This window comes from Pigmentiphaga litoralis, assembly GCF_014651835.1.
Lineage (GTDB): Bacteria > Pseudomonadota > Gammaproteobacteria > Burkholderiales > Burkholderiaceae_B > Pigmentiphaga > Pigmentiphaga litoralis.
The window spans coordinates 1,668,274-1,691,863 of the sequence record NZ_BMXQ01000001.1 but is presented as its reverse complement, the minus strand read 5'-3'; the positions used below and the strand labels follow the sequence as shown (position 1 = coordinate 1,691,863).

24 protein-coding genes are annotated in these 23,590 nt (G+C 66.1%); 14 read left to right on the top strand and 10 right to left on the bottom strand.

Annotation, left to right across the window (positions count from 1 at the left end):
• Positions 1-177: 177 nt before the first annotated feature.
• Positions 178-906, top strand: coding sequence for a TerC family protein (locus IE116_RS07485; RefSeq protein ID WP_189611187.1), 729 nt, complete (start codon positions 178-180; stop codon positions 904-906).
• Positions 907-1,417: 511 nt separating this feature from the next.
• Positions 1,418-2,827, top strand: coding sequence for an MFS transporter (locus IE116_RS07480; RefSeq protein WP_189611185.1), 1,410 nt, complete (start codon positions 1,418-1,420; stop codon positions 2,825-2,827).
• A gap of 190 nt (positions 2,828-3,017) precedes the next feature.
• Here the strand turns inward: IE116_RS07480 and IE116_RS07475 are convergent, their stop codons facing one another.
• From IE116_RS07475 to IE116_RS07465, 3 genes are all read right to left on the bottom strand, one after another.
• Positions 3,018-3,917: a recombination-associated protein RdgC gene (locus IE116_RS07475; protein WP_189611184.1), complete on the bottom strand. Its 900-nt coding sequence runs from the start codon at positions 3,915-3,917 to the stop codon at positions 3,018-3,020.
• Between the two features lie 135 nt (positions 3,918-4,052).
• Positions 4,053-5,099 (bottom strand): nickel/cobalt transporter, encoded by a 1,047-nt coding sequence (locus IE116_RS07470; RefSeq protein WP_189611182.1) that lies wholly within the window; start codon positions 5,097-5,099, stop codon positions 4,053-4,055.
• Entirely contained in the window at positions 5,090-5,740 is a 651-nt protein-coding gene (locus IE116_RS07465) for a DUF1007 family protein (RefSeq protein ID WP_189611180.1), read from the bottom strand. The genes IE116_RS07470 and IE116_RS07465 overlap by 10 nt, the downstream gene beginning before the upstream one ends.
• A 320-nt stretch (positions 5,741-6,060) precedes the next feature.
• On the opposite strand from IE116_RS07465, the gene IE116_RS07460 reads away from it, so the two are divergent.
• The 3 genes from IE116_RS07460 to IE116_RS07450 all read left to right on the top strand — a co-directional run bounded on the left by IE116_RS07460 (position 6,061) and on the right by IE116_RS07450 (position 8,659).
• Positions 6,061-6,762 (top strand): metal ABC transporter ATP-binding protein, encoded by a 702-nt coding sequence (locus IE116_RS07460; RefSeq protein WP_189611178.1) that lies wholly within the window; start codon positions 6,061-6,063, stop codon positions 6,760-6,762.
• The gene (locus IE116_RS07455) at positions 6,759-7,613 is read left to right on the top strand and encodes a metal ABC transporter permease (RefSeq protein WP_189611176.1); all 855 of its coding nucleotides are present in this window, start codon (positions 6,759-6,761) and stop codon (positions 7,611-7,613) included. The genes IE116_RS07460 and IE116_RS07455 overlap by 4 nt, the downstream gene beginning before the upstream one ends.
• Before the next feature lie 65 nt (positions 7,614-7,678).
• Positions 7,679-8,659 (top strand): metal ABC transporter solute-binding protein, Zn/Mn family, encoded by a 981-nt coding sequence (locus tag IE116_RS07450; protein WP_189611174.1) that lies wholly within the window; start codon positions 7,679-7,681, stop codon positions 8,657-8,659.
• Between the two features lie 7 nt (positions 8,660-8,666).
• Here the strand turns inward: IE116_RS07450 and IE116_RS07445 are convergent, their stop codons facing one another.
• Both IE116_RS07445 and IE116_RS07440 read right to left on the bottom strand, forming a co-directional pair.
• Entirely contained in the window at positions 8,667-9,386 is a 720-nt protein-coding gene (locus IE116_RS07445) for a lytic transglycosylase domain-containing protein (RefSeq protein ID WP_189611172.1), read from the bottom strand.
• A 307-nt stretch (positions 9,387-9,693) separates the two neighbouring features.
• Complete coding sequence (locus IE116_RS07440; RefSeq protein ID WP_229828042.1) at positions 9,694-10,782, bottom strand: extracellular catalytic domain type 1 short-chain-length polyhydroxyalkanoate depolymerase; 1,089 nt, start codon at positions 10,780-10,782, stop codon at positions 9,694-9,696.
• Between the two features lie 271 nt (positions 10,783-11,053).
• Between IE116_RS07440 and IE116_RS07435 the strand changes: the two genes are divergently transcribed.
• From IE116_RS07435 to IE116_RS07405, 7 genes are all read left to right on the top strand, one after another.
• Positions 11,054-11,269, top strand: a complete 216-nt coding sequence (locus tag IE116_RS07435; protein ID WP_189611170.1) for a dodecin — start codon at positions 11,054-11,056, stop codon at positions 11,267-11,269.
• A 130-nt stretch (positions 11,270-11,399) separates the two neighbouring features.
• Positions 11,400-11,819, top strand: a complete 420-nt coding sequence (locus IE116_RS07430; RefSeq protein ID WP_189611168.1) for a response regulator — start codon at positions 11,400-11,402, stop codon at positions 11,817-11,819.
• A 188-nt stretch (positions 11,820-12,007) separates the two neighbouring features.
• A complete protein-coding gene (locus IE116_RS07425; RefSeq protein ID WP_189611167.1) occupies positions 12,008-12,646 on the top strand; it encodes a PepSY-associated TM helix domain-containing protein in 639 nt (212 codons plus the stop codon).
• Between the two features lie 10 nt (positions 12,647-12,656).
• Positions 12,657-13,169 carry a DUF2271 domain-containing protein gene (locus tag IE116_RS07420; protein WP_189611165.1) on the top strand — a complete coding sequence of 171 codons (513 nt, stop codon included), beginning with the start codon at positions 12,657-12,659 and terminating at the stop codon, positions 13,167-13,169.
• A gap of 91 nt (positions 13,170-13,260) precedes the next feature.
• Positions 13,261-14,082: a DUF4198 domain-containing protein gene (locus IE116_RS07415; RefSeq protein WP_189611162.1), complete on the top strand. Its 822-nt coding sequence runs from the start codon at positions 13,261-13,263 to the stop codon at positions 14,080-14,082.
• A 57-nt stretch (positions 14,083-14,139) separates the two neighbouring features.
• Positions 14,140-15,222 (top strand): FAD:protein FMN transferase, encoded by a 1,083-nt coding sequence (locus IE116_RS07410; protein WP_189611160.1) that lies wholly within the window; start codon positions 14,140-14,142, stop codon positions 15,220-15,222.
• A gap of 170 nt (positions 15,223-15,392) precedes the next feature.
• A complete protein-coding gene (locus IE116_RS07405; RefSeq protein ID WP_229828041.1) occupies positions 15,393-16,985 on the top strand; it encodes a sulfite reductase subunit alpha in 1,593 nt (530 codons plus the stop codon).
• A 37-nt stretch (positions 16,986-17,022) separates the two neighbouring features.
• Here the strand turns inward: IE116_RS07405 and IE116_RS07400 are convergent, their stop codons facing one another.
• The 4 genes from IE116_RS07400 to IE116_RS07385 all read right to left on the bottom strand — a co-directional run bounded on the left by IE116_RS07400 (position 17,023) and on the right by IE116_RS07385 (position 19,864).
• Positions 17,023-17,469: a hypothetical protein gene (locus IE116_RS07400; RefSeq protein WP_189611156.1), complete on the bottom strand. Its 447-nt coding sequence runs from the start codon at positions 17,467-17,469 to the stop codon at positions 17,023-17,025.
• 102 nt (positions 17,470-17,571) lie between these two features.
• A complete protein-coding gene (locus IE116_RS07395) occupies positions 17,572-18,291 on the bottom strand; it encodes a GntR family transcriptional regulator (RefSeq protein WP_189611153.1) in 720 nt (239 codons plus the stop codon).
• A 5-nt stretch (positions 18,292-18,296) separates the two neighbouring features.
• Positions 18,297-19,688, bottom strand: coding sequence for an AtzE family amidohydrolase (locus IE116_RS07390; RefSeq protein ID WP_189611151.1), 1,392 nt, complete (start codon positions 19,686-19,688; stop codon positions 18,297-18,299).
• A complete protein-coding gene (locus IE116_RS07385) occupies positions 19,685-19,864 on the bottom strand; it encodes a DUF4089 domain-containing protein (protein ID WP_179586592.1) in 180 nt (59 codons plus the stop codon). Before IE116_RS07385 ends, IE116_RS07390 begins: the two co-directional genes overlap by 4 nt.
• A gap of 348 nt (positions 19,865-20,212) precedes the next feature.
• Between IE116_RS07385 and IE116_RS07380 the strand changes: the two genes are divergently transcribed.
• Positions 20,213-20,368, top strand: a complete 156-nt coding sequence (locus IE116_RS07380; RefSeq protein WP_179586594.1) for a DUF3309 family protein — start codon at positions 20,213-20,215, stop codon at positions 20,366-20,368.
• Positions 20,369-20,507: 139 nt separating this feature from the next.
• On the opposite strand, the gene IE116_RS07375 is transcribed toward IE116_RS07380, so the two are convergent.
• A complete protein-coding gene (locus IE116_RS07375; RefSeq protein WP_189611149.1) occupies positions 20,508-20,906 on the bottom strand; it encodes an ankyrin repeat domain-containing protein in 399 nt (132 codons plus the stop codon).
• A 304-nt stretch (positions 20,907-21,210) separates the two neighbouring features.
• On the opposite strand from IE116_RS07375, the gene IE116_RS07370 reads away from it, so the two are divergent.
• Entirely contained in the window at positions 21,211-23,382 is a 2,172-nt protein-coding gene (locus tag IE116_RS07370) for a VTT domain-containing protein (protein WP_189611146.1), read from the top strand.
• The last annotated feature ends 208 nt before the right edge of the window (positions 23,383-23,590 follow it).

The window sequence follows — 23,590 nt, the reverse complement described above, 5'->3', positions numbered from 1 at the left end:
AGCTCTTTTGTACGATCGTCAATACGTAGGGGCTTGCCTCCTTCCGGTCGTACAGGTCACTCACGGTGACTGGACAAGACCTTTGCAGCCTGGTGTCAGGGTATGCAATGGGCTCCCAACCTCCCACGTCATTCCTGCGCCAGCTGAGGTCACTCAACCTTGTCTGGAGATCCGTTCATGGAATGGCTCAGTGCGCTTGCCGCCGAAACTTTCACCATGCAGTTCCTTATGGCCCTCGGCGCGATCATCGTGATCGACATCGTGCTGGCCGGCGACAACGCGATCGTCATCGCGCTTGCAGCACGCAATCTACCAAAACACCTGCAGAAAAAAGCCGTCGTCTGGGGCACGGTGGGCGCCATCGTCGTCCGTACCCTCATGACGCTGGTCGTGGTCTGGCTGCTCCAGATTCCGGGCCTGCTGCTGGTCGGCGGACTTGCGCTGCTGTGGATTGCCTACCGACTGCTGACGGCAGGCGAGGGCGGTCATGACGAACATGGCGGCACCGTCACGTTCGCCGCGGCGCTCAAGACCATCATCATCGCCGACGCCGTCATGGGCGTGGACAATGTGCTGGCCGTGGCCGGCGCCGCGCACGGCAACTTCCTGCTCGTGATCCTGGGCCTCCTGATCAGCGTGCCGATCATGGTCTGGGGTAGCCGCCTGATCCTGGCGCTGCTCGGCAAGTATCCGCAGATCATGTACATCGGCGCAGGCGTGCTTGTCATCACCTCGGTCAAGATGGTGTCGGGCGAGCCGCTGGTGGCTCCCTTCGTGGCCGAGAACCCCTGGATCGTCTGGGTCGCCTATCCCCTTGCGCTGATTGGCGTGCTGGGCGGCGCCCGCATGGTGAACCAGGCGCGTATCGCCAAACCGCTTTCGCATTCGCCTTCCGAGGCGGTCTGAACGGCCGGCGCCGCGCCCGGACGGGCGGCGCCGGCTGGTAGGGCCTGGTCATCGACTCCTGCGGGAGCGACGCAGCGACACGTCTGCGCGATGACCTGGTCCCCGAACGTGCCTTCTGGTGGCGCGGCGGATCCTCCGCCCGACCACCTCCCCGCAGCTGGCACGCTCGGGATCGTCTGGCGAACCTGCTCGGGTCCGCTTCCCGGTTCGACTCCCCCTCCGGCTCACGCCGGCTGTCGAACCGGGCAACGGACCCGATTTTTATTTGGGGTCCGGGTGTCGGAACCAAACGGTTCGATCTTCCGCGATTGCCTTCAATTCCCTTGAATTCCCCTGAATCCCCCCACGCGGTGATGCACCTTGCAGGTGCGTGGCCGGCCTTTCAGGTATCGTGGCGCCTCGCTCACAATGACACGCGGCGCCGACGCGCCGGTTTCTTCCCCACCCAGGCCTGGCCTGTGTCGCGAGGACGATGCCGGTCCAGCCGATCGGACGCTGCCCGCTTCACGCAATGGCCCCTGATCACGAATCTTCTTCGCTGCTGGAACTGATGACCGGCCGCAACGGACTGCGCTCGCTTGCGCTGGCCGGTGGTGTGGCGCTGCATGCCATCAACGTCTATGTGGTGACGACGGTGATGCCGTCGATCGTCAAGGATATCGGTGGGCTGGAGGTCTATGCGTGGAGCACGACGCTGTTCGTGATCGCATCCATCCTGGGCTCGGCCCTGTCGTCGCGGCTGATCGGCCGGCTGGGGCCGCGCAAGGCCTACCTGTCGGCGTTGGTGGTGTTCTGCCTGGGCACCGTGGTGTGCGCGATCGCGCCCGCCATGACGGTGCTGCTGGCCGGGCGCACGCTGCAGGGGCTGGCGGGCGGGCTGCTGCTGGCGCTGTCCTACGCCCTGATCCGGCTGGTCTATGAGTCGCGGCTGTGGTCGCGGGCCTTGGCCTTCGTATCGGCCATGTGGGGCGTGGCCACCCTGTCGGGACCGGCCATCGGCGGCATGTTCGCGCAGTCCGGGCATTGGCGGCTCGCCTTCTGGGCGTTGTTGCCCGTGGCGGCGCTGCTGGCGGTGATCGTCAGTTCGCTGGTGCCGGCGCAGGACGCGCGCGGACCCACCAAAGTCACGGTCGCCTGGGGCCGCCTGGGCTTGCTGGCCGGTTCGGTCCTGGCGTTTTCGGTGGGCAGCCTGTTCGACGACAATGCCACCCGTATCGCGTGTGTGGCGCTGGGTGTGGTCATGGGCGGCCTGATCGCGTGGCTGGACGGCCGCAGCGCGGTGCGGCTGCTGCCTAGCGGCGCCTATTCGGTCCGCACGGTGCTGGGGGCCTGCTATGCCACGATGGCGCTGCTCATGCTGGGCGTGACGACCGAGATCTTTGCGCCGTACTTCCTGCAGGTGATCCATGACCGCAGTCCGCTTGAAGCAGGCTACCTGACGGCGGTGATGGCGGGTGGCTGGACGGTGGCGGCCTTGCTGTTTTCCGGTCGGACCGGTCCGTCGGCCGTCAGGCTGGTCGGGCTGGGGCCCATCGTGATGACGGCGGCCTTGCTGGCGCTGGCCGTGCTGCTGCCGCAGCCGACGTGGGTCGACAGCGCCGCCGGGTTCGGGGTGCTGTGTATTGCCCTGGGCGGGGTCGGCTTTGGTGTTGGCCTCTGCTGGCCCCACCTGGTCACGCGGGTGTTCCGATCGGCGCAGCCGGAAGAGGCCAACCTGGCGTCGTCGGCCGTCACTACCGTGCAGCTGTATGCGATGGCGATCGGCGCGGCGCTGGCAGGGTGGGTGGCGAACGCGGCCGGGCTGACGACCCCGGGCGGAGTCGAAGGCGCGAAGCACGCCGCGATTGCAGTGTTCGCGCTGTTTGCCGTGTTTCCGGCGCTGGGGATCCTGACGGCGCGGGCCGCGATGCGGCCACGCTAGCCTGAGGGCTCGGGCGGCAGAGGCCTGGCAGGGTCGTCCAGGAACCGAGTCGCCCGGTACGGCAGACAGCGGCCCAACCCAGGCACGCAGCCCTTTGCAAACTGACTGCGGTGGCAGCCACCGGCAGGAAGCGCTCAGCCGGCAGCCACAGGCCGGCCAGCCGAGGCCGCCGTCCCCTGCACCCGCTCGTTCAGTCCTTCTTTTCGCCGCCCAGCGCTTCGACCACGTCGGCCAGCAGCTTGCCGATTTCACCGGTCATCATCGTGAAGTCGCTGTCGAAACGTTCGTCGTCGTTGACGCCGGTCGAGTCGGTGTTCTCCTTGATGACGTCCAGCGGGGCGACGCGCTTGATGGCCAGGGATTCGGTCAGGACGAACGAGATCCGGTCGGTCCAGGTCATGGCCAGACGGGTCACCTGCTTGCCGGCGTCGATGTGGCGGCGCACGTCGTCGGCTTCGATCGACTGGCGCACGTAGCGCACGGTCGCGCGGCCTTCGCCCGACGAGCGCAGTTCGGTGTCCTGGTCGATCGTGAAATTGGCTGGCGCTTCGTCGCGGGCCAGCCATTCGGTCATGGCCGTGGCAGGAGAGATCTCGACGTGCAGATTGGCCATCGGCATGCGTTCAACCGACTTGTTCAGCAGCTGCAGGAATTCGTCAGCCTTGGTCGGCGACGACGCATCCAGCACCAGCCAGCCGTTCATGGTGTCGATCCAGGCGCGGGTGTCGCGCTGGATGCTGAAGGCGCGCGGCATCAAGGTTTCGGTGACGTTTTCCTTGATTTCCTTCATCTGCTTGCGGCCGGGCTTGAAACCCTGCTGCTCTTCGATCTCTTGCGCCTTGGCCTTGGCGACCTGATTCACGACGCTGGCCGGCAGCAGCTTCTTTTCGGTGCGCAGGTTCAGCAGCAGGTTGCCGCCGAGGCCATACACCAGGCCGCCGTTTTCACGGGGAGGCGCCCAGCCCTGGGTTTGCATTTCCTGGCTCGAGCCCGACGTAAAGGCTTGTTCGGCCAGCAGTTCCTCAAGTTGTTCGGACGTCATGGCCCAGGGGGCGGGAAGGCGGTAAATCAGCAGGTTCTTGAACCACATGGCGTCTTGATCGCAGGCAAAGGATCGATTTTACCCGACCATGCCGCCGAATGCGTCGGGCAGGGTGGACGGCTTTAGCCTCGCGTCCCGGCATTGCCTGACGGCCCCGCCAGGGATCGTTATTCGAGACAGGTATCAGAAAAGGGGGTGCGCAGGCGCGGCAAGGGTGGCGCCCAGCAAGGCAAGGCCCATGACGCAGATGGCTGCGCCGCCAAGGACGCCCACGCCCGACAGCGCCATATTGGCCCAGGCGGCGCGGGTATTGCCGCCGATCAGCCGCAGCGCAATGCGGCGGGCCAGCACCGACACGACCGCCAGCATCGATACCGTCAGGGCCGTGCCCAGCGACATGGCGACCACCGCGGCGATGCCCGCCCAGCGCAGGTCCAGCGCGTGCGCAACCAGCAGCACCAGCACCGCCCCCGAGCAGGGCCGCAGGCCGATGGCCAGCACCACGCCGACCAGATGCCGGGCGCTGAGCGGCTGCCGCAGATGCTCGGCGGTGGGCGCATGGAAGGATCCGCAGTCGTCGCACACCGCTTTCCACTGCCCGCCCGATGCAAACATCGAGGGCGCCGCGGCCATAGGGATAGAGGGCGCCGCGGCCTGGCTCGCTTTGCCTGCCTGGCGCTGCCGCAGCAGGCGGCGGCCGTGCGTCACCATCAGCATCACGCCCAGCAGCACCAGCAGGCCGAAGCTGACGGCTTCGAATTGCACGCTGGTGGCCTGGGCCCGGCGCATCGACATGCCGACCACGCCCAGCACCGTTTCGATCAGGACGATGGCGACCGCCCCCTGGAAGAGCGACGACACGACCGACAGCACGATGCCGCGGCCCAGGTGGGCGTCCTGCGTCGTCAGGTAGGTTGCCATGACCGCCTTGCCGTGACCCGGGCCGGCGGCATGGAACACGCCATAGAGCCCGCTCAGCATGATCAGCGGCCACGCGGCCGGGATGCCTGCGCGGGACACCTCGCGCAGGGCTGCGGCCAGGTCGCGATGCAGGTCGCGCTGCACGCCCTGGATGCCGGCCAGCCATTCCTGCAGGCGGGTGCCTGTCGTTGCGGTCGTGATGCCGGATGGGTCCGCCAGCAGGATGGACGCCGCGCACGCCAGGATCAGCAGGCCAACTGCCGCCAGGCCGATGCCCGGACGCGTCCATCGCGAGACCGTCACCGGCATGTCAGCACCACCTTTTGCGCGAACTGGCGGCCAAGGGTGTCGTCCGCCGGGGCGCCGGCATCCATCGAGAACGCGCGGGCCAGCACACTGGGGGCCGGCGTCGTTCGTTCCAAAGCGGGTCGGCAGGCGGTGGGCGGGGCGCCGGTCAGGCTGACGGCGCGCAAATCGGCATGTTCCATGGCGATGTAGTAGGTCGGGTCGTAGACGCTGAAGGCGGTGGCTTGCCGCCGGGGGTCGATCGGGGTCGCAAGCGGCAAGACAAACCGCAGCCATAGCCGCTGGCCGCGCATTTCGCTGGCGTACTGGGTGACGCGCGCAGGCTTGACGGGCTTGCCGTCGACGGTCACATCGACAAAATAACGGAAAGGCTCGAGATTGGCGATGACCTTGGAGGCAAATTGGGCGACCACCTTGGGCGAGGGTTTCCTGCCGCCGCCCATTTCTTCGACGACGTAGCTGGTATAGAGCTCGTCGAAGGTCCATTGCTGTTCGATCCCGGTAACGCGGCCGTCGTCGGCGAACAGGACAGCGCTGCGCACGTCGATCCAGGAATGAGGGTGCGCGCCGGCCGGCGTGGCGGTGGACAGGGCGGCAAGCAGGCTGACGGCCAGAGCGGCGAACCGGGTCATGAGCGGAGTCACGGAAGTGCCTGGGCAAAAAGCGCCAAGGCATCGGCCGGCAAGCCGCCTGGCAGGCCTAGGGGTGTCATGGGGTCCGGACGGGGCCATCGTTTCTCCTGGGATCCGGTTAATGATACTCTGTTGCATTAACGATTCAATACCCGGTCATGGCGTTCATTTCTTTCGGTGCAAGGCCAGGCTTCGGCCAGCCGCACACTGCCCCCGTTGCCACGCGACCCAGCATGCTCGCATTGTCCGCCACGTCCCGCCTGCTTGCCATCCTGCCCATCCTGCTGCTGCTCTGGGCGGCGGTGGCCTGGGCGATGGCAGACTGATAGCCGATGCTTCGACTGCATGACGTGTCGGTGGGCTACGGGTCGCACCTGGCCTTGGCGCCGGTATCCGGAGCGTTCAAGGCGGGCGCCCTGACGGCCATCGTGGGTGCGAATGGCGCCGGCAAGAGTTCGCTGCTCAAGGCCATGGTGGGCTTGGTGCCATGCGCCTCCGGTCACGTGGATCGGGGGTCTCTGCGCGCGGCGCAGGTGGCGTATCTGCCGCAGCAAGCCGCGCTCGACCGCAGCTTTCCCATTTCGGTGGGCGATCTGGTCGGCATGGGGGATTGGGCCCGCAGCGGCTGGGCCGGCGCCTTGTTTCCGCGTTTGCGGGGGCGCATCGACGCGGCATTGGCGTCGGTCGGCATGGCCGGCATGGCGGGCCGGTCGATCGCGGCGCTGTCGGTCGGGCAGTTCCAACGCGTGCTGTTTGCGCGGCTGTGCGTGCAAGACGCGCCCGTGCTGCTGCTGGACGAGCCCTTCGCGGCCGTGGACGAGGCCACCACGCGGATCCTGCTGGACCTGATGCTGGCCTGGGGACGTGACGGGCGAACGGTCATTGCCGTACTGCACGACCTGGCCATGGTCCGCGCGCATTTTCCCCAGACGCTGTTGCTGGCGGGGGGACCGGTGGCGTGGAACGCAACAACTGACGTGCTGCCCGCCGCGGGCCTGCCCGCGTCCTTGGCCTTGCCCTGGGACGCGTCATGACCGCCGCCGAACTGCTCTGGCAACCCTTTACCGAATTTGCGTTCATGCGCCATGCGCTGGCGGCCTGCCTGGCGCTGGCGATTGGCTGCGCGCCGGTGGGCGTCTTCCTGGTCTTGCGGCGCATGAGCCTGGTCGGCGATGCGCTGAGCCACGCCATTCTGCCTGGCGCGGCGCTGGGCTTCATTCTGTTCGGGCTGTCGTTGACGGCAATGAGCCTGGGCGGCCTGGCCGTGGGACTGGCTGTCATGATCGGCGCAGGCGCCGTGACACGGGCCGGCGCTTTGCGCGAAGACGCCAGTTTTGCCGCCTTCTATCTGATTTCGCTGTCTTTGGGGGTCCTGCTGGTGTCGAAGTGGGGCAGCAATCTGGACCTGATGCACATTCTGTTCGGGTCGGTGCTGGCGGTCGATGACGGAGCCTTGCTGTTCCTGGCGGGGGTCACGAGCCTGACACTGATCATGCTGGCCCTGTTCTACCGGATGTGGGTGGTCGACAGCTTCGACCCGGATTACCTGCGCAGCCTCGGCAAGAGCGGCGCGATTGGCCACGGCGTGTTCCTGGGGCTGGTCGTGCTGAATCTGGTCGCCGGATTTCAGGCGCTGGGCACGCTGATGGCGGTGGGCCTGATGATGCTGCCGGCCGTCAGCGCAAAGCTCTGGGCGCGCAGCCTGCCGGGCCAGATCGTTGCGGCCATGGTGATTGCGGCGGCGTCGGCCTATATCGGCTTGCTGGCGTCGTACCACGGCAATCTGCCGTCCGGGCCGGCCATCGTGCTCACGGCGGGCTCGGTCTACCTGCTGTCGCTGCTCGGGTCGCTGGTCTTGCGGCGCGGCGCGACCTGTCGCGTCTGATCGGCCCGGCGGGCCCCCTGGATCCCGACGCGACGCATATCCAACCTCATCGACAAGGAAAACCCATGTACAAGAAATGGATGGCGCTGGCCGTCGCTGCGATCGTGCCGCTGAGCATGCTGCCGGGGCAGGCGCCTGCCCAGACCCCCACACCGACTCCCACTCCTATTCCTGTCGTCGCCAGCTTCAGCATTCTTGGCGACCTCGTCACCGAAGTGGGAGGCGATCGCGTCGCCGTCAGCACGCTGGTGGGTCGCGACAGCGACGCCCACGTGTTCCAGCCGGCCCCCAAGGATGTGAAGACGGTGGCGTCGGCCCGAGTGCTGGTGATCAATGGTCTGGGTTTCGATGGCTGGATGAACCGGCTTGCCAGCACCGGCGGAGCGGGGGCAGGGCGCATCGTGGTGGAAGCGTCGCAAGGTCTGGCGGGGCGTCCGCAAGCGGCGGAAAAAGCGGGCCATGACCACGGCGGCCACAGCCACGGCCACGGCCACAAGAAGGGCCACGATCACGGGCCGGTCGATCCCCATGCCTGGCAGGATCCCCGCAATGTGGTCACGTACGTGCGCAACATCGCGGCTGGGCTGACGCGGGCAGATCCGGCCGGCGCCGCCTACTACGCGCAGCGCGCTACGGCCTACACGGCAAGGCTGACGGAACTGGATGGATGGGCTGCGCAGCGCATTGCCCAGGTGCCGCCCGCCAAACGCAAGGTCATCACATCCCACGACGCGTTCGGGTATTTTGCGGCGCGTTATGGCATCACGATGGTGGCGGTGGCAGGGGTGAGCACCAACGCCGACGCAGGGGCGCGCGACATGGCCGACATCATCCGGCTGATCCGGCGTGAAAACGTCAAGGCGCTGTTCCTGGAGAACATTGCCAATCCCCGCCTGATCGAGCAGATCGCAAGCGAGACCGGCGCGCAGGTGGGCGGCAGCCTGTACTCGGACGCCCTGTCGGCGACCGGTGGCCCCGCGCCCACCTATCTGGCCATGATGCGCCACAACGTCGAGACGCTGGTGGCGGGCATGCAGCGCAATTGAGCGCGCCCTAGCGCACGTCCGCCGAGGTCACTACCTGGATCGAACGCGCCCAGGCGGACGGTTGGGCGGCGGACCCCCGCGACGCAGTGGCGCGGCCCGGCTTTTGCGCCGGCGGATGCGTCGCGGCATAGGCCGCTTCATACAACTGATACAGCGCCATCACGTTGCGCACATACGCCTGCGTTTCGGCAAACGGCGGAATGCCGGCGTACTTGGCAACCGACCCTTCGCCCGCGTTGTACGCCGCCAGGGCCAGGTCAAGGCGCCCCGGGTACATGTTGATGAGGCGCTTCAGGTGACGCGCCCCGGCGCCCACATTGGTGGCCGGGTCGACCAGCGCCGTTTCGATATTGTTCTTGACGCTGACCAAGGAAACCGCCGTTTGCGGCATCAACTGCATCAGGCCGAGCGCGCCTTTGGGCGAACGCGCATCTTTCTGGAAGCCCGATTCAATGGCGATCACGGCGCTGATCAGGAAGCGGTCCACGCCCGTGACGGTCGCGGCCTGTCCGATCACATCCTTGAGGGTATGCAGTCCCGGATGGTCCTGAAGACGCGCCACCTTGGGTGCATTCGTGCCCGGGGCTTCCACCTTGACCGGCGTGCTGGTGCACGGCGGGCAGGCCGTCGTCGGTACAAGCACGGCGACCTTGGCCTTCGGTTCTTCCGGAGGTTTGCGGTTCTGTGCCGAGTAGTAATACTTGGCCATGCCGGCCGGGACCGTCATGGTCCGCCAGTTGCCGAAAGGATCTTGGTACTTGTAGGTCTCGGTCGGGGCCGAAGGACCCGCGGCCAATGTGGCCGGAGACCAGATTGCAAGGGTTACGACAGTGAGAGCGAATCCGGCGATGAGCCGGACTGGCGCAGGTCGCCGCGAAGAGGGTCGCGTAGTCATTGATACGGGCCGCCTTTGAAGGACTGTGACGCTGAGGCCGTATCGTGCGGGGATTTGGACGGTCTGGCGATCCACCGCGAGGACTACATCGTTTACGTGAGTTTGCTCGCAACATCAGCCTATGTTGCGGCAACTCCCGTCAAGCCGCTGCTTTTTCAAGTTTTTTCGGATGAGCCAGGAAGAAACGGATCATCTCTTGTGTCGCATCCGGGCCCAGGTCATCGGTGTAGGTGCCCCCCGGATCGCCGCCAAACCAGGCGTGTCCGCCGCCATGGACCAGCCAGCGTTCGGCCAGCACGCCCCGTCGCCCGTTACGGTAGACGGTGCGAGTGTAGGCATGCCCGCCAGTCACCTGACCGGTTTCGCTGACGATGTGATCGGGCTTGCCGATTTCCGCCGTCACGTCGGACAGCAGCCATTCGACATTCTGCGGATGAACCGTTTCGTCCGCATCACCCTGAAAGGCGATCAAGGGCAGGCGCGGCCTGGGGGGAACGGTGGCGGCGGGCCGCTTGGCATCGCTGCGGCCTCGCATGACGGACAAGGCGGACGACACGCTGTTGGCCGCCCCGTAGGCCAGGCCCGAATGGACGCCGACAGCGGCATACAGCTCGGGATACGCATGTCCCATAATCGCGGCCATGGCGCCCCCGGCCGACAGCCCGGCAATGAACACGCGCGTCGGATCGATCGCATGCGACGCCATGACTTCGCGTGTAATGCCAGCGATCAAGGAAGGCTCGCCCGACTCGCGCTGCTGGTCCTCCGGATTGAACCAGTTCCAGCACTTGGCCATGTTGGCGACCCGCGGCTGCTCGGGGTAGGCCACGATGAAACCCTCGCGCTCGGCCGCCGCATTCATGCGGGTGCCGGTGCCGAAGTCGGACGACAGCTGGGTACAGCCGTGCAGCATGACGATCAGCGGCACGGTCTGACCGTGATAGCTGCTCGGCACGTACAGCAGGTACCGGCGCCGGCCCGAAGCATTGGCAAAGATATGCTCTTCGGGCGCATGCACCGGAAGCGGCGCGGCGGGCGTGTTTTGGCTCTTGACTGACGCCTTGGCGTCGGTCTGGCCCACTGTCGTCCGGGAAGGAACGCGTTTGACGGCGGACGGGCGGGAAATCATCGGGACGATCGGAATCGCAACGTCCTGGACGACGGCCTTCACGCGTTTTCCCGCGTGATCGAGTGTGGTGCGCAGTGCAGCAAAAAGACCTCTGGACATGATGAATGGCTCCTGCGGCGTCATGGTGCGCCGCAACATGCATTCACCTTAACCAAGTCGGCACCAACGCGTCAACTCCACCGAGTGATCTGCGCAACCGGTTCAGGCAGGCGTCAGACTGTCGGTAATTCTTGCGTAGAATCGCCCGAAAGTGCCGGTTCCGTTCATGCAGGAAGGGCGCCGGACGCGTGCAAATGGATCGCATTCCCGCCTGGCGCTGTTGGGCACGAGGCTTGCTGTTGTGACTGGACACACATCAATGGAGGTGGTTATGTCAGAGCACGTCTACAAGCAGATCGAACTCGTCGGGTCGTCCACCGAATCCATCGAAGATGCCATCAACAATGCCATCAGTCGCGCCTCGCAGACGCTGCGCCATCTGGCCTGGTTCGAAGTGACGGAGACACGCGGCCACATCGAGGACGGCAAGGTCGCCCATTATCAGGTGAGTCTCAAAGTGGGTCTTCGCCTTGAAGGCGATGAGTAAACCTGGCTCCTTCGCGCCGGCCCGCCCGGCGCATTGGAACGCATCGGGCTCCGGGGCACGCGCCGCGGGTCCGGTGCCGCTTCGAGACGCACACCGTGCTGGCGCACGGCATGATTTCCCAGGATTTGCCATGACAACAAGCTCGGGCCCCGGTGTTGGCGCACCAGAGGCGCTGTCCGGCCTGCGTGTCCTGCTCGTGGATGATTCCGTCGATGCCCTTGATGCATTTTCGGAACTCCTTGAACTCGAAGGCGCCGATGTCGTTACCGCGTCCAGCGGCGAACAGGCGTTGGCGCATATTGAACACCATCGTTTTGACCTGTTGATTTCCGACATCGCCATGCCGGGGATGGACGGTTATGAGTTGCTGATGCAACTGCGTGACGATCCCCGCACGGCTGCCCTGCCGGCGATCGCCTTGTCGGGCTACGGGTGGGGCAAGGAAGAAAATCTGCGCGCGGGCGCCCGAGGGTTCGACGCCCATCTGGCCAAGCCCGTGCTGTTCGACCATCTCCTCGACGTCATCGAAAAAATCCGCCGCGCTGCCTAGCGAGCGGTTTGCAGCCTTTATTGGCTGACGCCCTGCTGAACTGCAAGTACTGATTGCGCCCGCCGTGTCCTGTATGGATCCACGCAACGGGCGCTTTTGTTCGTGCGCGCTTGCGGCGGAACATGGCAAAGGTGATTGAGAATTGTTATCATGACGGCCTTTCGATACTCACGTAGCCTCCGGCGTCCATGGACACACCGTCTGACCGATTTGCGGGGCAACAACGCCGGTCGTTCTGGCTCAAGCATCTTCATCAGTGGCATTGGATCAGCTCGGCCATCTGCCTGGTCGCCATGATTGCCTTTTCAGTCACGGGCATCACGCTGAATCATGCCGCCCAGATCGAAGCCCGGCCTCAAGTCACGACACGGGAAGGACAGCTGCCGGGACCCTTGCTGGCGCTGCTGCCGCCCGCGCCGTCAGCGGCCAGGGCGCCGCTGCCCGGCGCGGTGGCCGACTGGCTCAGCGGCCAGCTGCCTGCGTCGGTCGACGTGCAGGTAGGGGAATGGACCGATGACGAGGTGTATGTCGCGCTGCCGCGGCCAGGTGGCGACGCCTGGGTGAGCATCGACCGTGTCGACGGCGCCTACAGCTTCGAGAAAACCGACCGCGGCTGGGTCTCGTATTTCAATGACCTGCACAAGGGACGCAGCACCGGCGAAGCGTGGAAATGGTTCATCGACGTGTTCGCCGTCGCCTGTCTGGTCTTTTGCGTGACCGGACTCTTCCTGCTCCAGCTTCATGCGCGCAACCGCCCCGTCACCTGGCCCATGGTGGCGTTGGGGGTGGCGATACCGGTGGTGCTGGCGATCGTTTTCATCCATTGACGAGGTTTGCATGCGTATTCTGATCCCCGCCGCCGTGACCACGCTGCTTGTCGGCCACGTGCAGGCGGCCGACCTGACCGTCAAGGTCGAGATTCCCCGGCTGAATGTGGCCGAGTACCACCGCCCCTATGTGGCCGTGTGGATCGAAGGTCCCGACCAGACCGTCGCAAGCAATCTTGCGGTCTGGTACGACATGAAGCTGAAAGAGAACGAAGGCACCAAGTGGCTCAAGGACATGCGCCAGTGGTGGCGCCGTACCGGCCGCGAACTGACCCTGCCGGTCGATGGCGTCAGTGGCGCGACCCGGGCCGCGGGCGAACACCGCCTGACCTTTACGGAAGGCAAGGCGCCGTTGGCGAAATTGCCGGCGGGACAGTATCAGCTGGTCGTGGAAGCCGCGCGCGAAGTGGGTGGGCGCGAACTGCTGCGCCTGCCTTTCCAGTGGCCCCCCAAATCGGCCGAGACGCTCGCCGTCAAGGGCGAGCATGAACTGGGCGCCATCGCGCTCGATCTGAAACCCTGACGTCGACACATTCACGCCCCGACCCCCTGCGCCTCGACCTCCTGCATCTGGACTTCATTACGCAGCGTCTTTCCCCCAAGGATCCCCGATCATGAAACGCCCTGCCAAGAATTCAATGAAATGGGCCGCGCTTGCGCTGGCCTTTTGCCTTCCCTTTTCGGCCGCCCAGGCCCACCGCGCCTGGATGCTGCCGTCGGCCACCGTGCTGTCGGGCCAGGACCCGTGGGTGACGGTCGACGCCGCCATCTCGAATGACCTGTTCTACTTCGAACACTTTCCGATGCAATTGACCAACCTGTCGGTGACCGGCCCGGACGGCGCGCCCGTCAAGGCCGAAAACCCGTCGACCGGCCGGTATCGCAGTACCTTCGACGTGCACCTGACCCAGCCCGGCACCTACAAGCTGGCCGTGGCCAACAACGGCATGTTCGCCAGCTACAAGGAAGACGGCAAACCCAAGCGGTGGCGGGGCACCCCCGAAGCGTTCGCCAGAGAAGTGCCGGCCAATGCCGAAGGCCTGGTCGTGACGCAGACAGCGGGCCGCACCGAAGTGTTCGTGACCGCGGGCAAACCGTCAGACAAGGCGCTGGCCATCACGGGCAAGGGCCTGGAACTGGCGCCCATCACCCATCCGAACGACCTGGTGTCGGGCGATACCGCGAACTTCCGCTTCATGCTGGATGGCAAGCCCGCCCCCAACCTTGAGGTCGAGATCGTTCCAGGCGGCGTGCGCTACCGCGACCAGCTCAAGGACACCAAGACGACGACCGATGCCGAAGGCAAGTTTTCGATCAAGTGGCCTGGCCCCGGCATGTACTGGATCGAAGCCTCGGTCAAGGACGACAAGGCTGCCGCCCCGGCCAAGGAACGCCGCGCGACCTATGCCGCCACGTTCGAAGTGCTGCCCGAGTGATCGGCAACGATTGCTTCCAATCCTGACTCACCTCCTGGTAGGAAGGCCGTCGTACCGATGACGCGAATCCTGATTCCCCTGGCCATCTCGCCAGCCGATCTTCCCCCGCCCGCCGCCGACGCCGCGCCGGTGGTGCTGTCGGGCGACACCATGGGCACCACCTGGTCGGTCACGGTGGTGCTTTCCCTGGATGATGCGCTGCCTGCGGCCAAGGCCGTCTTGTGGGGCGCGATCCAGGCCACGCTGGACGAAGTGGTCCTGCAAATGAGTACCTGGGACCCGGAATCCGACCTGAGCCGCTTCAACGACGCACCTGCCGGAACCTGGCACGTCCTGCCCGAACCGTTATATACCGTGCTGGATTACGCGCTGAGCGTGGCGCGCAACAGTGGGGGCGCCTTCGATCCGACGGTGGGGCCGCTGGTGGACGTGTGGGGTTTCGGCCCGGCCGGTGCGGTGGCGACGCCGCCCGACGATGCGGCGATCGACCGCGCGCGGCGCCAGCAGGGTTGGGAGGCCATCCGGCTCGATCCCGCCAGCCGTCGGGCCTTTCAGCCGGGTGGCGTCGGGGTGGATCTGTCGGGCGTGGCCAAGGGCTATGGCGTGGACCATGTCGTCAGGCTGCTGCGGCGGCTGGGGCATGCACATGCCCTGGTCGAGGTCGGCGGTGAATTGCGCGGCGTCGGCGCCAAGCCGGGCGGGGAGCCCTGGTGGGTCGAGCTCGAAGCGCCGGTTGACGCGTCTGATGCGAGTGCGAATGTCGCTGGCGTTGCAGAGGTGTTGCTGGATGCCAGCGGCGCCGCAACGTCCCGCTTGCCCAGGACATTGGTGGCCTTGCATGGGTTGGCCGTCGCCACGTCCGGCGACTACCGCCGCTGTTTCGAGGTGGACGGCGAGCGCTACAGCCACACCATCGATCCGCGCACCGGCCGCCCGGTTCCGTCGCGCCTGGCTTCGGTGACTGTCCTGCATCCGGAATGCATGGTGGCCGACGCCCTGGCCACCGCGTTGACGGTGCTGGGCGAAACAGAGGGTCCGGCGTGGGCCGGGCGCAACGGGCTGGCCGCGCGCTTCGTGTTGCGCGACGGCCAAGGGTGGCAGGAAGTGCTGACGCCGGCCTTTTTGGCGATGGCGTCCTGACCGTGGCGGCGCTGCCGTCGCCTGCGCCGCAGGCGGGACTGGTGGGACCAGCGGGACCGAACCCGCCGATGCGGCCGCGCCGACGTGCGCCGCGTGTCGCGTATCTTGCTTGTGGTGTAAATACCGTACTGGCTGCCTTGGTCGCTGGTGCATGGGCCGTGGCGGCAGGCATGGCGCCGCTGGCCGACCCGACGCGCCGCGTCGTGGCCGCCGCGTTGGTGGTGCTGGCCTATGCGGTGTTCTGCATGGCGGTCGCGCTGCGCCGGCGCGCGGCTGCGCAGATGCATGGGTTGGCCAGGCCGGAGGGGCCGGCGCACACTGCGGCCGGCAACCCGGCGCAGGCTTTGTCGGCAGCCCCGCCCTTGCTGATTGCCTACGCCAGCCAGACCGGCTTTGCGGAACAGCTTGCGTGGCAGACCGCCGAGACCCTGCAAGCTGCGGGCATGGCGGTCACGGTATCGCCCTTATCGGCACTTGATGCGGCGCGGCTTGCGGCCACCCCCCGGGCCCTGTTCATCGTGAGCACGACGGGCGAGGGCGATGCACCGGACACCGCCTTGGGTTTTGCGCGCTGCGTGATGCGGGCCGAGGTGGACCTGAGCGGCCTGTCGTACGGCGTACTGTCCCTGGGCGATCGCAGTTATGCGCACTATGGCGCGTTCGGCAGCGCGCTTGATGGGTGGCTGCATCGTCACGGCGCGCAGCCCTTGTTCGACACCGTCCAGGTCGACAACGGGAGCGCCGACGACCTGCGCCGCTGGCAACAGTATCTGGGCGTCCTCAGCGGCAATGCCGAGATGGCCGACTGGACCACGCCGGCCTACGCCAGTTGGCGCCTGGCCGCGCGGCGGCATCTGAACCCCGGCAGTCCGGGGGGGCCTGCCTATCTGGTCAACCTGGTGGCGATGGAGGCCATGCCGTCGTGGCAGGCGGGCGACATCGCCGAAATCGGGCCGCGCCAGTCGGACGCCGACGTGCTCCGCGTGATGGCGGCGCTGGGGCTGGATCCGGAGGCGCGCCTGTCGGGCGAACGCGTGGCGGACCTGCTGGCCGGGCGCCTGCTGCCGCACGACGCCAAGGCGCTCGCTGCGCTGACTGATCTGGCCGGCAAGGATCCGAACACGCTGCCCGACGTGCTGGATCAGCTGGTGCCGCTGCCGCATCGGGAATATTCGATCGCGTCACTGCCCGCCGACGGCGCGTTGCAATTGCTGGTGCGCCAGACCCGCTACCCCGACGGCCGCCTGGGCCTGGGGTCGGGCTGGCTGACGGCGCACGCGCCCGTGGGTGCGACGATCGCGCTGCGGATTCGCGAAAACCGCGGCTTCCATTCGCCGCCCGATGACCGCCCGATGATCCTGATCGGCAATGGCACGGGCCTGGCCGGCCTGCGCGCGCATCTGAAAGCGCGAGAACGCGCCGGGCATCATCGCAACTGGCTGCTGTTCGGCGAACGCACCTCAGCCCACGACCAGTTCTTTGCCGACGAGCTGGCCGCATGGCAACGGGCCGGTGTGCTGACGCGGGTCGACAAGGTGTTCTCGCGGGACGGTGGCGCGGATGGCACACGCCATGTACAGGAACGGCTCGCGCAGGTGGCCGACGACATTCGCCAGTGGGTGGACGACGGCGCCGCCATCTACGTGTGCGGCAGCCTGCAGGGCATGGCGAGCGGCGTGGCCGACGTGCTGACACGCACCCTGGGCGACGATCGCCTGGAAGCACTGGCCGAAGCAGGGCGTTACCGGCGCGACGTGTACTGAGCCTGCCGGCGCGACGCCATCGGTTGCGCCGCCGCGCCTACACCGATTTCTTCAGCCGGGTCAGCGCTTCCGCATACAGGTGGATGGGGTCATCCGACGCCGCCACCGGTGTCGAGTCGGACATGATGATCAGCATGCCATTGAGCAATTCCGATGTCTGCAGGGGTTGCAGCTGCTGGTCGGGCACGCCCGCCTGCCGGGCGATGATGCGGAACGCATCGTTCAAGGTCTGTCGCTGCTCGGCGGGATAGCGCGGCGTGAAGGTCCTGCAGTGCTGTCGCACGTCATCCTTCAGCTTTTCGATGCTGGATTCATACGCCTGTTCCATCCCGTACAACAACAGGCTGTACATCCCCCGGTCGTCTTGCATGACTTCGACGAGATCATGGGGAAGGCCTGCGCACAGGTCGGAGAGCAAGCGGTGAATTTCTGTCGCGGCGGCTTTCAGGTCGGCCGGGGACATGCTGCCGGTCTGGACGGACATCGTGAGTGCTCCACGCAATGAGTGAGATGAACGTGAGATCAAGCTGCTGGTGGTAGCCCGAGCATAGGCCAACCGGGCCGCCGTCACGTTACGCTTTGCATCTCACGCAGGGTGTATGCGGCGCGCCGCATACAGTCGATGCAGGGTGATCTTGCGCACTTCTGCCGCGCTGGCGGCAATGTGGGTGCCCATCAACGCCCGGGCTTCTTCGGGCTTGCGTTTCAGGATGGCCCGCAGCACCTGGGCGTGTTCGTCGTAGGTCTTCTCGACCCGCAGGGGCTGCGTGAAGTCCAGTTGCCGCACGATGCGGATGCGCTCCGTCACTTCCAGGTGGACCCGCGCCATTTCCGGATTGCCGGCGGCCAGCACCAGTTCACGATGAAACGCTTCGTCCAGTTCGGCCAGCCGCTTGCCATCGTTCAACCTGGCCGATTTCGCGACCAGCCAGATGTCCTTGAGCGCGAGCAGGGCGGGGCTGTCGAGACGGCCTTGTGGCAAATCTTTGTTGCACAGGCGGTCGATGGCCGCGCCTTCCAGCACCGTCCGCAGGTCATACAAGTAATCGAAGAGTTCGAAGTCGAAGGGCCGCACTGACCAGCCGCTTCGAAAGTGGACGTCCAGATAGCCTTCGTGCTGCAGGCGAAACAGCGCCTCGCGGACCGGGGTGCGGCTCACCCCCAGGCGCTCGGCGACTTCGGTCTCCGAAAAACGGTCGCCCGGGATCAGCCGGAAATCGAACAGTTCTTCTTTCAGGCGCGCGTAGACGCCGTCCGCCAGCGTGGCGGGCGACGTCTTGCGGCGGCCGGCGGCAACGGCGCGCACGGGGGTCACACGTCCCGCACGGCGGAAATGCCCGCCAGTTCCAGGGTCCGCGCGGCAGCCATGGCATCGGCCTCGCGCCACGCGCCCGAGATCAACTGCACGCCCAGCGGCAGGTGCGGGTCGTCGCCCATGCCCGGCCACAAAGGCGCCGTGCAGACCGGCAGTCCGATGCACGAGATGGGCTGGGTGAGCAGGCCCATGCTGGCGCGGCAGGGCAGCTTCTGGCCGTTGATCATGACCCATTCCGCGCCGATCGGCGTGGCCGCGACAGGCGTTGCCGGGGCGATCAGGACGTCGTAGTCCTGCAGCAGGCGGCTGGCTTCCTCGAAAAATTTCTGGCGGATGCGCTGGGCCTGCACGACCCAGTTGGCCGGGATCAATGTGCCGGCGACCAGGCGATCGCGTGAGGCGGGTTCGTAGTCGGCGTAATGGGTCAGCAGGCGCTGGCGGTGCAGGGCGCCGCCTTCTGCACCAGTGATGATGAACGCCGCGGCGCGCGCTTGTTCCGCACCGGGCAGGTCCACCACGGTGGACGCGCCCAGGGCCTCGGCGGCCAGCCGCACGGCTTCGCGCGCGGGCGCGTTGGCCCAGTCATGGAAATAGCCGCCCAGCACCGCGACACGAGCGCCGGCTTTCAAGCCATTGGCAACCGCGGCCGATACCGGTTCGGCGGCGCGTTGCGCGCAGGCATGGTCCGCCGGATCGGGGCCCTGCATGGCGTCGTAGGCGGCGGCCAGGTCGGCGACGTTGCCGGCAAAGCAGCCCAGGTGATCCAGGCTGCCCACGAAAGGAAAACTGCCCCGGCGCGATAGACGGCCAAAGGTGGGCTTCAGGCCGAAGATGCCGCACAAGGATGCCGGCACGCGAATGGATCCGTTGGTGTCCGATCCCAAGGTGATCGGCACGAGCCCACCGGCCACGGCCGCGCCGCTGCCGCCTGACGATCCGCCCGCGATCCGGCTCAGGTCGTGCGGATTGTGGGCGGCGCCGTAATGCGTGTTTTCGGTCGTGAAGCCGTAAGCGTGTTCGTCCATGTTCAGGGCGCCCAGCAGCACCGCGCCGGCGTCTTTGAGCCGGGCCACCAGCACGGCGTCGGCCTCGGCGGGCGGGTTGCCCTGGTTGACCTTGGCGCCGGCAGTGGTCACGACCTGATCGATGTCGAACAGGTTCTTGACGGCAAACGGCACGCCGGCCAGCGGCGGCAGGGTCTCGCCCCGGGCGCGCCGCGCGTCGATCTCGGCGGCGTCGCGGCGGGCGCGGTCCAGGGTCAATTCGGTAAAGGCATTGAAGTCGCCATCGCGCGCTTCGATACGGGCAATGGTTTCTTCAAGGAAGGAGGCGGCCGTGCGGGATCCGTCACGGACCTGGGCGGCGATGGCGAGCGCGGAGATCGTCATGGACGGAACACCGCCGCCGATTCGAGCGACACGGGCAGTTCCTTGTCGATGAAGGTGGACGCGATCGCCTGGATGCGCGAGAACTGCAGCGCGATTTCGTCGGTGGTCGCGGCATCGAGACGGAAGCCCTGAAGGGCCAGACCCGCGTCGACATACGCCTTGAGGGCATCATCCATGCACGTACTCCGTAAGAGGTAAAGGAACAAGCTTGTATACCGCGGCGTTCAAGCAGTAAGCGTGCCAAAACATCACGATGCGGGCAAGGGCGGCGTGGCGCCTTGAATCTGCAAGGGTATCGGCCGCTGACCCCGCCTGCCGTCAACGGCGGGCATTCGCGCGTGGTCCGTCTTGGTGCGGGCGGGCACCAGGGCAGCGGGCGCATGCCCCGCCAAGGCGCACCGAGGAACGCTCCGAAATGAACCGGGAAAACGCCCGGGAACGATTAATGCTGAGCAACAGACAGCTGTACCCACACGCCACTGCCGTTCACGTCCCGGACATGACGGCGCCCAAGGAGAACAAAAATGCTCGGTACCATCCTTCTGGTCATACTCGTACTGTTGTTGATCGGCGCCATTCCCAGCTGGGGCCATAGCCGTAGCTGGGGTTACGGCCCCAGCGGTGGTATCGGGCTGGTGCTGGTGATCGTTTTGATCCTGGTCCTCATGGGTCGGATATGACCCCGGGCCGCTGACGGAACACCCGCTGTCAGCGGCCACCGCGCCAACCAACGACAATGCCCGGTTTCTCACCGGGCATTGTCATTTTGTAATTCGTGCAGGCATTCTCATGCCTCAGCAGTTTTTACCGTTGCCGAGATCAGTGGGACGTCGTGTTCAGCATGTCGGTCCGGGCAAACATCCGCGCGGTTTCCAGCGCCGACGGATGGCCGAATGACGGGTCGGCGCCCGCGTCCAGCAGCACCCTCACCACATCCGCCGCGTTCTTGAACACGGCGCCGGCCAGGGGGCTCTGCCCCCGGTCGTTGATGCGGTTGGGATCGCCGCCGTGGTCCAGCAGCGCCTTAACGGTGCTCGCGTGGCCGTGATAGGCCGCCAGCATGACCAGGCTGTCGCCCTTGTCGTTGGTCAGGTCGGCTGGCGCACCGGCGTCCAGGTAGGCGGTCAGGGTCGCGGTGTCGCCCTGGCGCGCCAGGTCGAAGAGTTTGGAAGCAAGCGCCAGAAGCGCGTCGCTGGGCTGATGGCTGGAAGACGTCATGAAACACTCATTAGGCGATGCGCGGCAGGGCAGCGCAATGTCGGGTAGGGACCGCGGGACTGCGGGACCGCGCCCCGGGGCGCGGCATCTTTGCGTCAATGTACCCGAAGGTCAGCAGCGACGCCGGCCACGGCGGTCTTGCGGCGTCGCACAAATACCGCGGATTGAGGCGCGGATGTGTCGCAAGGCCCAATTCTGTTAGGGCTGTGACATAAGGTGAGCGTTTCGCGATGCTGGACGGTCGCAGCGCGTAAAGTAAGTGGTCAGAAGGCCTCTGGCCCTCGCCGCCATCCATCGAGCTCGTATGTCCGCCACCCTTCCCCATTCCGACAGTGCACCCCGGATGCTGATCCCTGACCGCAATTGCTGGCGCGTGGAAGAGGCCGACCGCTTTCGCCTGCTCGTCGACGGCGACGCATTCTTTCATGCCGTGCGGGAAGCGATCATCAACGCCCGCCATTCGCTGTTCATCGTGGGCTGGGATATCGACAGCGAACTGCGGCTGCGGCCGGGCGGTGCGGGCGACGGCTATCCGGAATCGTTGAACGCGCTGCTGCACGCCGCGGCCGATCAGAATCCGCAGTTGCATATCTATGTGCTGAGCTGGGATTTTTCCATGCTGTACGCCATGGAACGCGAATGGCGGCCCGTGTTCAAGTTGGGTTGGAAGGCCCATCGCCGCATCATTTTCGGCATGGACGGGCGCCATCCGCTGGGCGGCGCGCATCACCAGAAAATCATCGTGGTCGACGACGCTCTGGCGTTCGTGGGCGGCATGGACCTGACGCGCGGCCGGTGGGACACGTCCGACCATATTCCTGACTCCCCGCTGCGCCAGGATTCGCATGGCACTCAGTACGCGCCGCTGCATGACGTGCAGGCCATGTTCGATGGCGACGCGGCGCGCGCGATGGGCGACCTGGTGCGCGAGCGGTGGCGACGGGCGACCGGTCGCACCATCAGCCGTCGCCGGGCATCGCCACGCCAGCCCCTTGACCCGTGGCCTGATTCGTATCCGCCCGATATCGAGAAGGTGCATCTGGGGATCGCCCGGACTGAACCCGCTCATGGGGGCCGGCCCTCGGTGCAGGAACTGCTGCAGTTCCACCTCGATGCCATCGCCGCGGCGCGGCGCTCGATCTACATCGAAAGCCAGTACTTCACTTCCAGTATGGTGGGGCAGGCGCTGATCGACCGGCTGGGCGCCGACGACGCGCCGCAAACCGTGGTGGTGTCGCGCAAGACTGGCAGCGGGTGGCTGGAAGAGGCCAACGTGTCGGTGCTCCGCGCACGTCTGCACCACCGGCTGACCGCCGCCGATCGCGAAGGGCATTACCGCCTGTTCAGCGCCGAGCTGGGGGGCGCCAATGGCCAGAGCCTCAATATCCACAGCAAGCTGACGATCTTTGATGACGACCTGCTGTGCGTGGGCTCCGCGAACTTGAGCAACCGGTCGATGGCGCTCGATAGCGAGTGCAGCATCATTCTGGAGTCCCGCGGCGAGCCGCGCGTGCGCCAGGCCATCGCGCGCATGCGCAACTGCCTGCTGGCCGAACATCTGGGCTGTCCGGAAGCGCGGCTGGCCGAAGCGCCACCTGAACGTCTGCTCGAAACCATCGACGGGTTGCGGGGCGAGGGCAGGACCCTGGCGCTGCTCGACCCGGCGGTCGATGCGTCGCTGGACGCCAGCATCCCGCCGTCTGCACAGCTGGAGCCTGAACAGCCGCTGGAACCCGACGCGCTGGTTCGCCAATTCGTGCCGGTGGAGCCGGCCGTCTCCAAACGCAAGCGTTACATCGCCGTGGGCGGCCTGGCGCTCTTTTTCATCGCCTTGACGGTCATTTGGAAATGGACGCCGCTGGCCGACTACCTGGAAGTCAATGCGCTGACCCGCCTTGCCCGGGGCTTCAGCAAACTGCCCAGCGCGCCGCTGGTGGTGATGGGGGGCTACGTGCTGGCGGGTCTCTTCTCGATCCCGATCACGGTCCTGATCGTGGTGACCGGGGTTGTGTTCGGCGCCACCATGGGCGGGCTGTACGCGCTGGGCGGAACACTGCTCAGCGCCATCGTGACCTATTGGATAGGGCGGTGGCTGGGCCGGGATACCGTTCGGAAGCTCGCGGGGACCCGCATCAACAATATGAGCAAGCAGATCGCCAAGCGCGGACTGGTCGCCATGATCATCCTGCGGCTCTTGCCGGTCGCGCCGTTCACCTTGGTGAACGTCATTGCGGGGGCCTCGCAGATCAAGGTGAAGGACTACATGCTGGGAACCTTGATCGGCATGGGCCCGGGCATTGTGATCACCGTCATCTTTGCGCACAACGTGGCGTCGGCCATGCGCGATCCGAGTCCGGAATCCTTTGCAATGGTCGGCGGTGTCGCGATTGCGTTGATCGTGGTCTCGATCGTGCTGCAGCGGGTGTTCATGGCGCGAGACAACAAGAGCGCCGGCAAGCTGCGGCCCGCGGCGTAAGTCCCGCGTCACGGATGAGCAGGGCTTGTCTCTTCGCTAGTATTGCTGCATTGCAACATGCGTGTGTTTTCTCACCGTCGCGTGCGTTTGGCGCAAACTTTCCCGTGAGAATCCCGTTGCAATCGCTGGCATTTGTGGATGAGCCGCAAAGCCTTGTGGATCAACGAAAAGGCGCGATCTACATCGTTTTGCAGCGCAGCAATCCCTT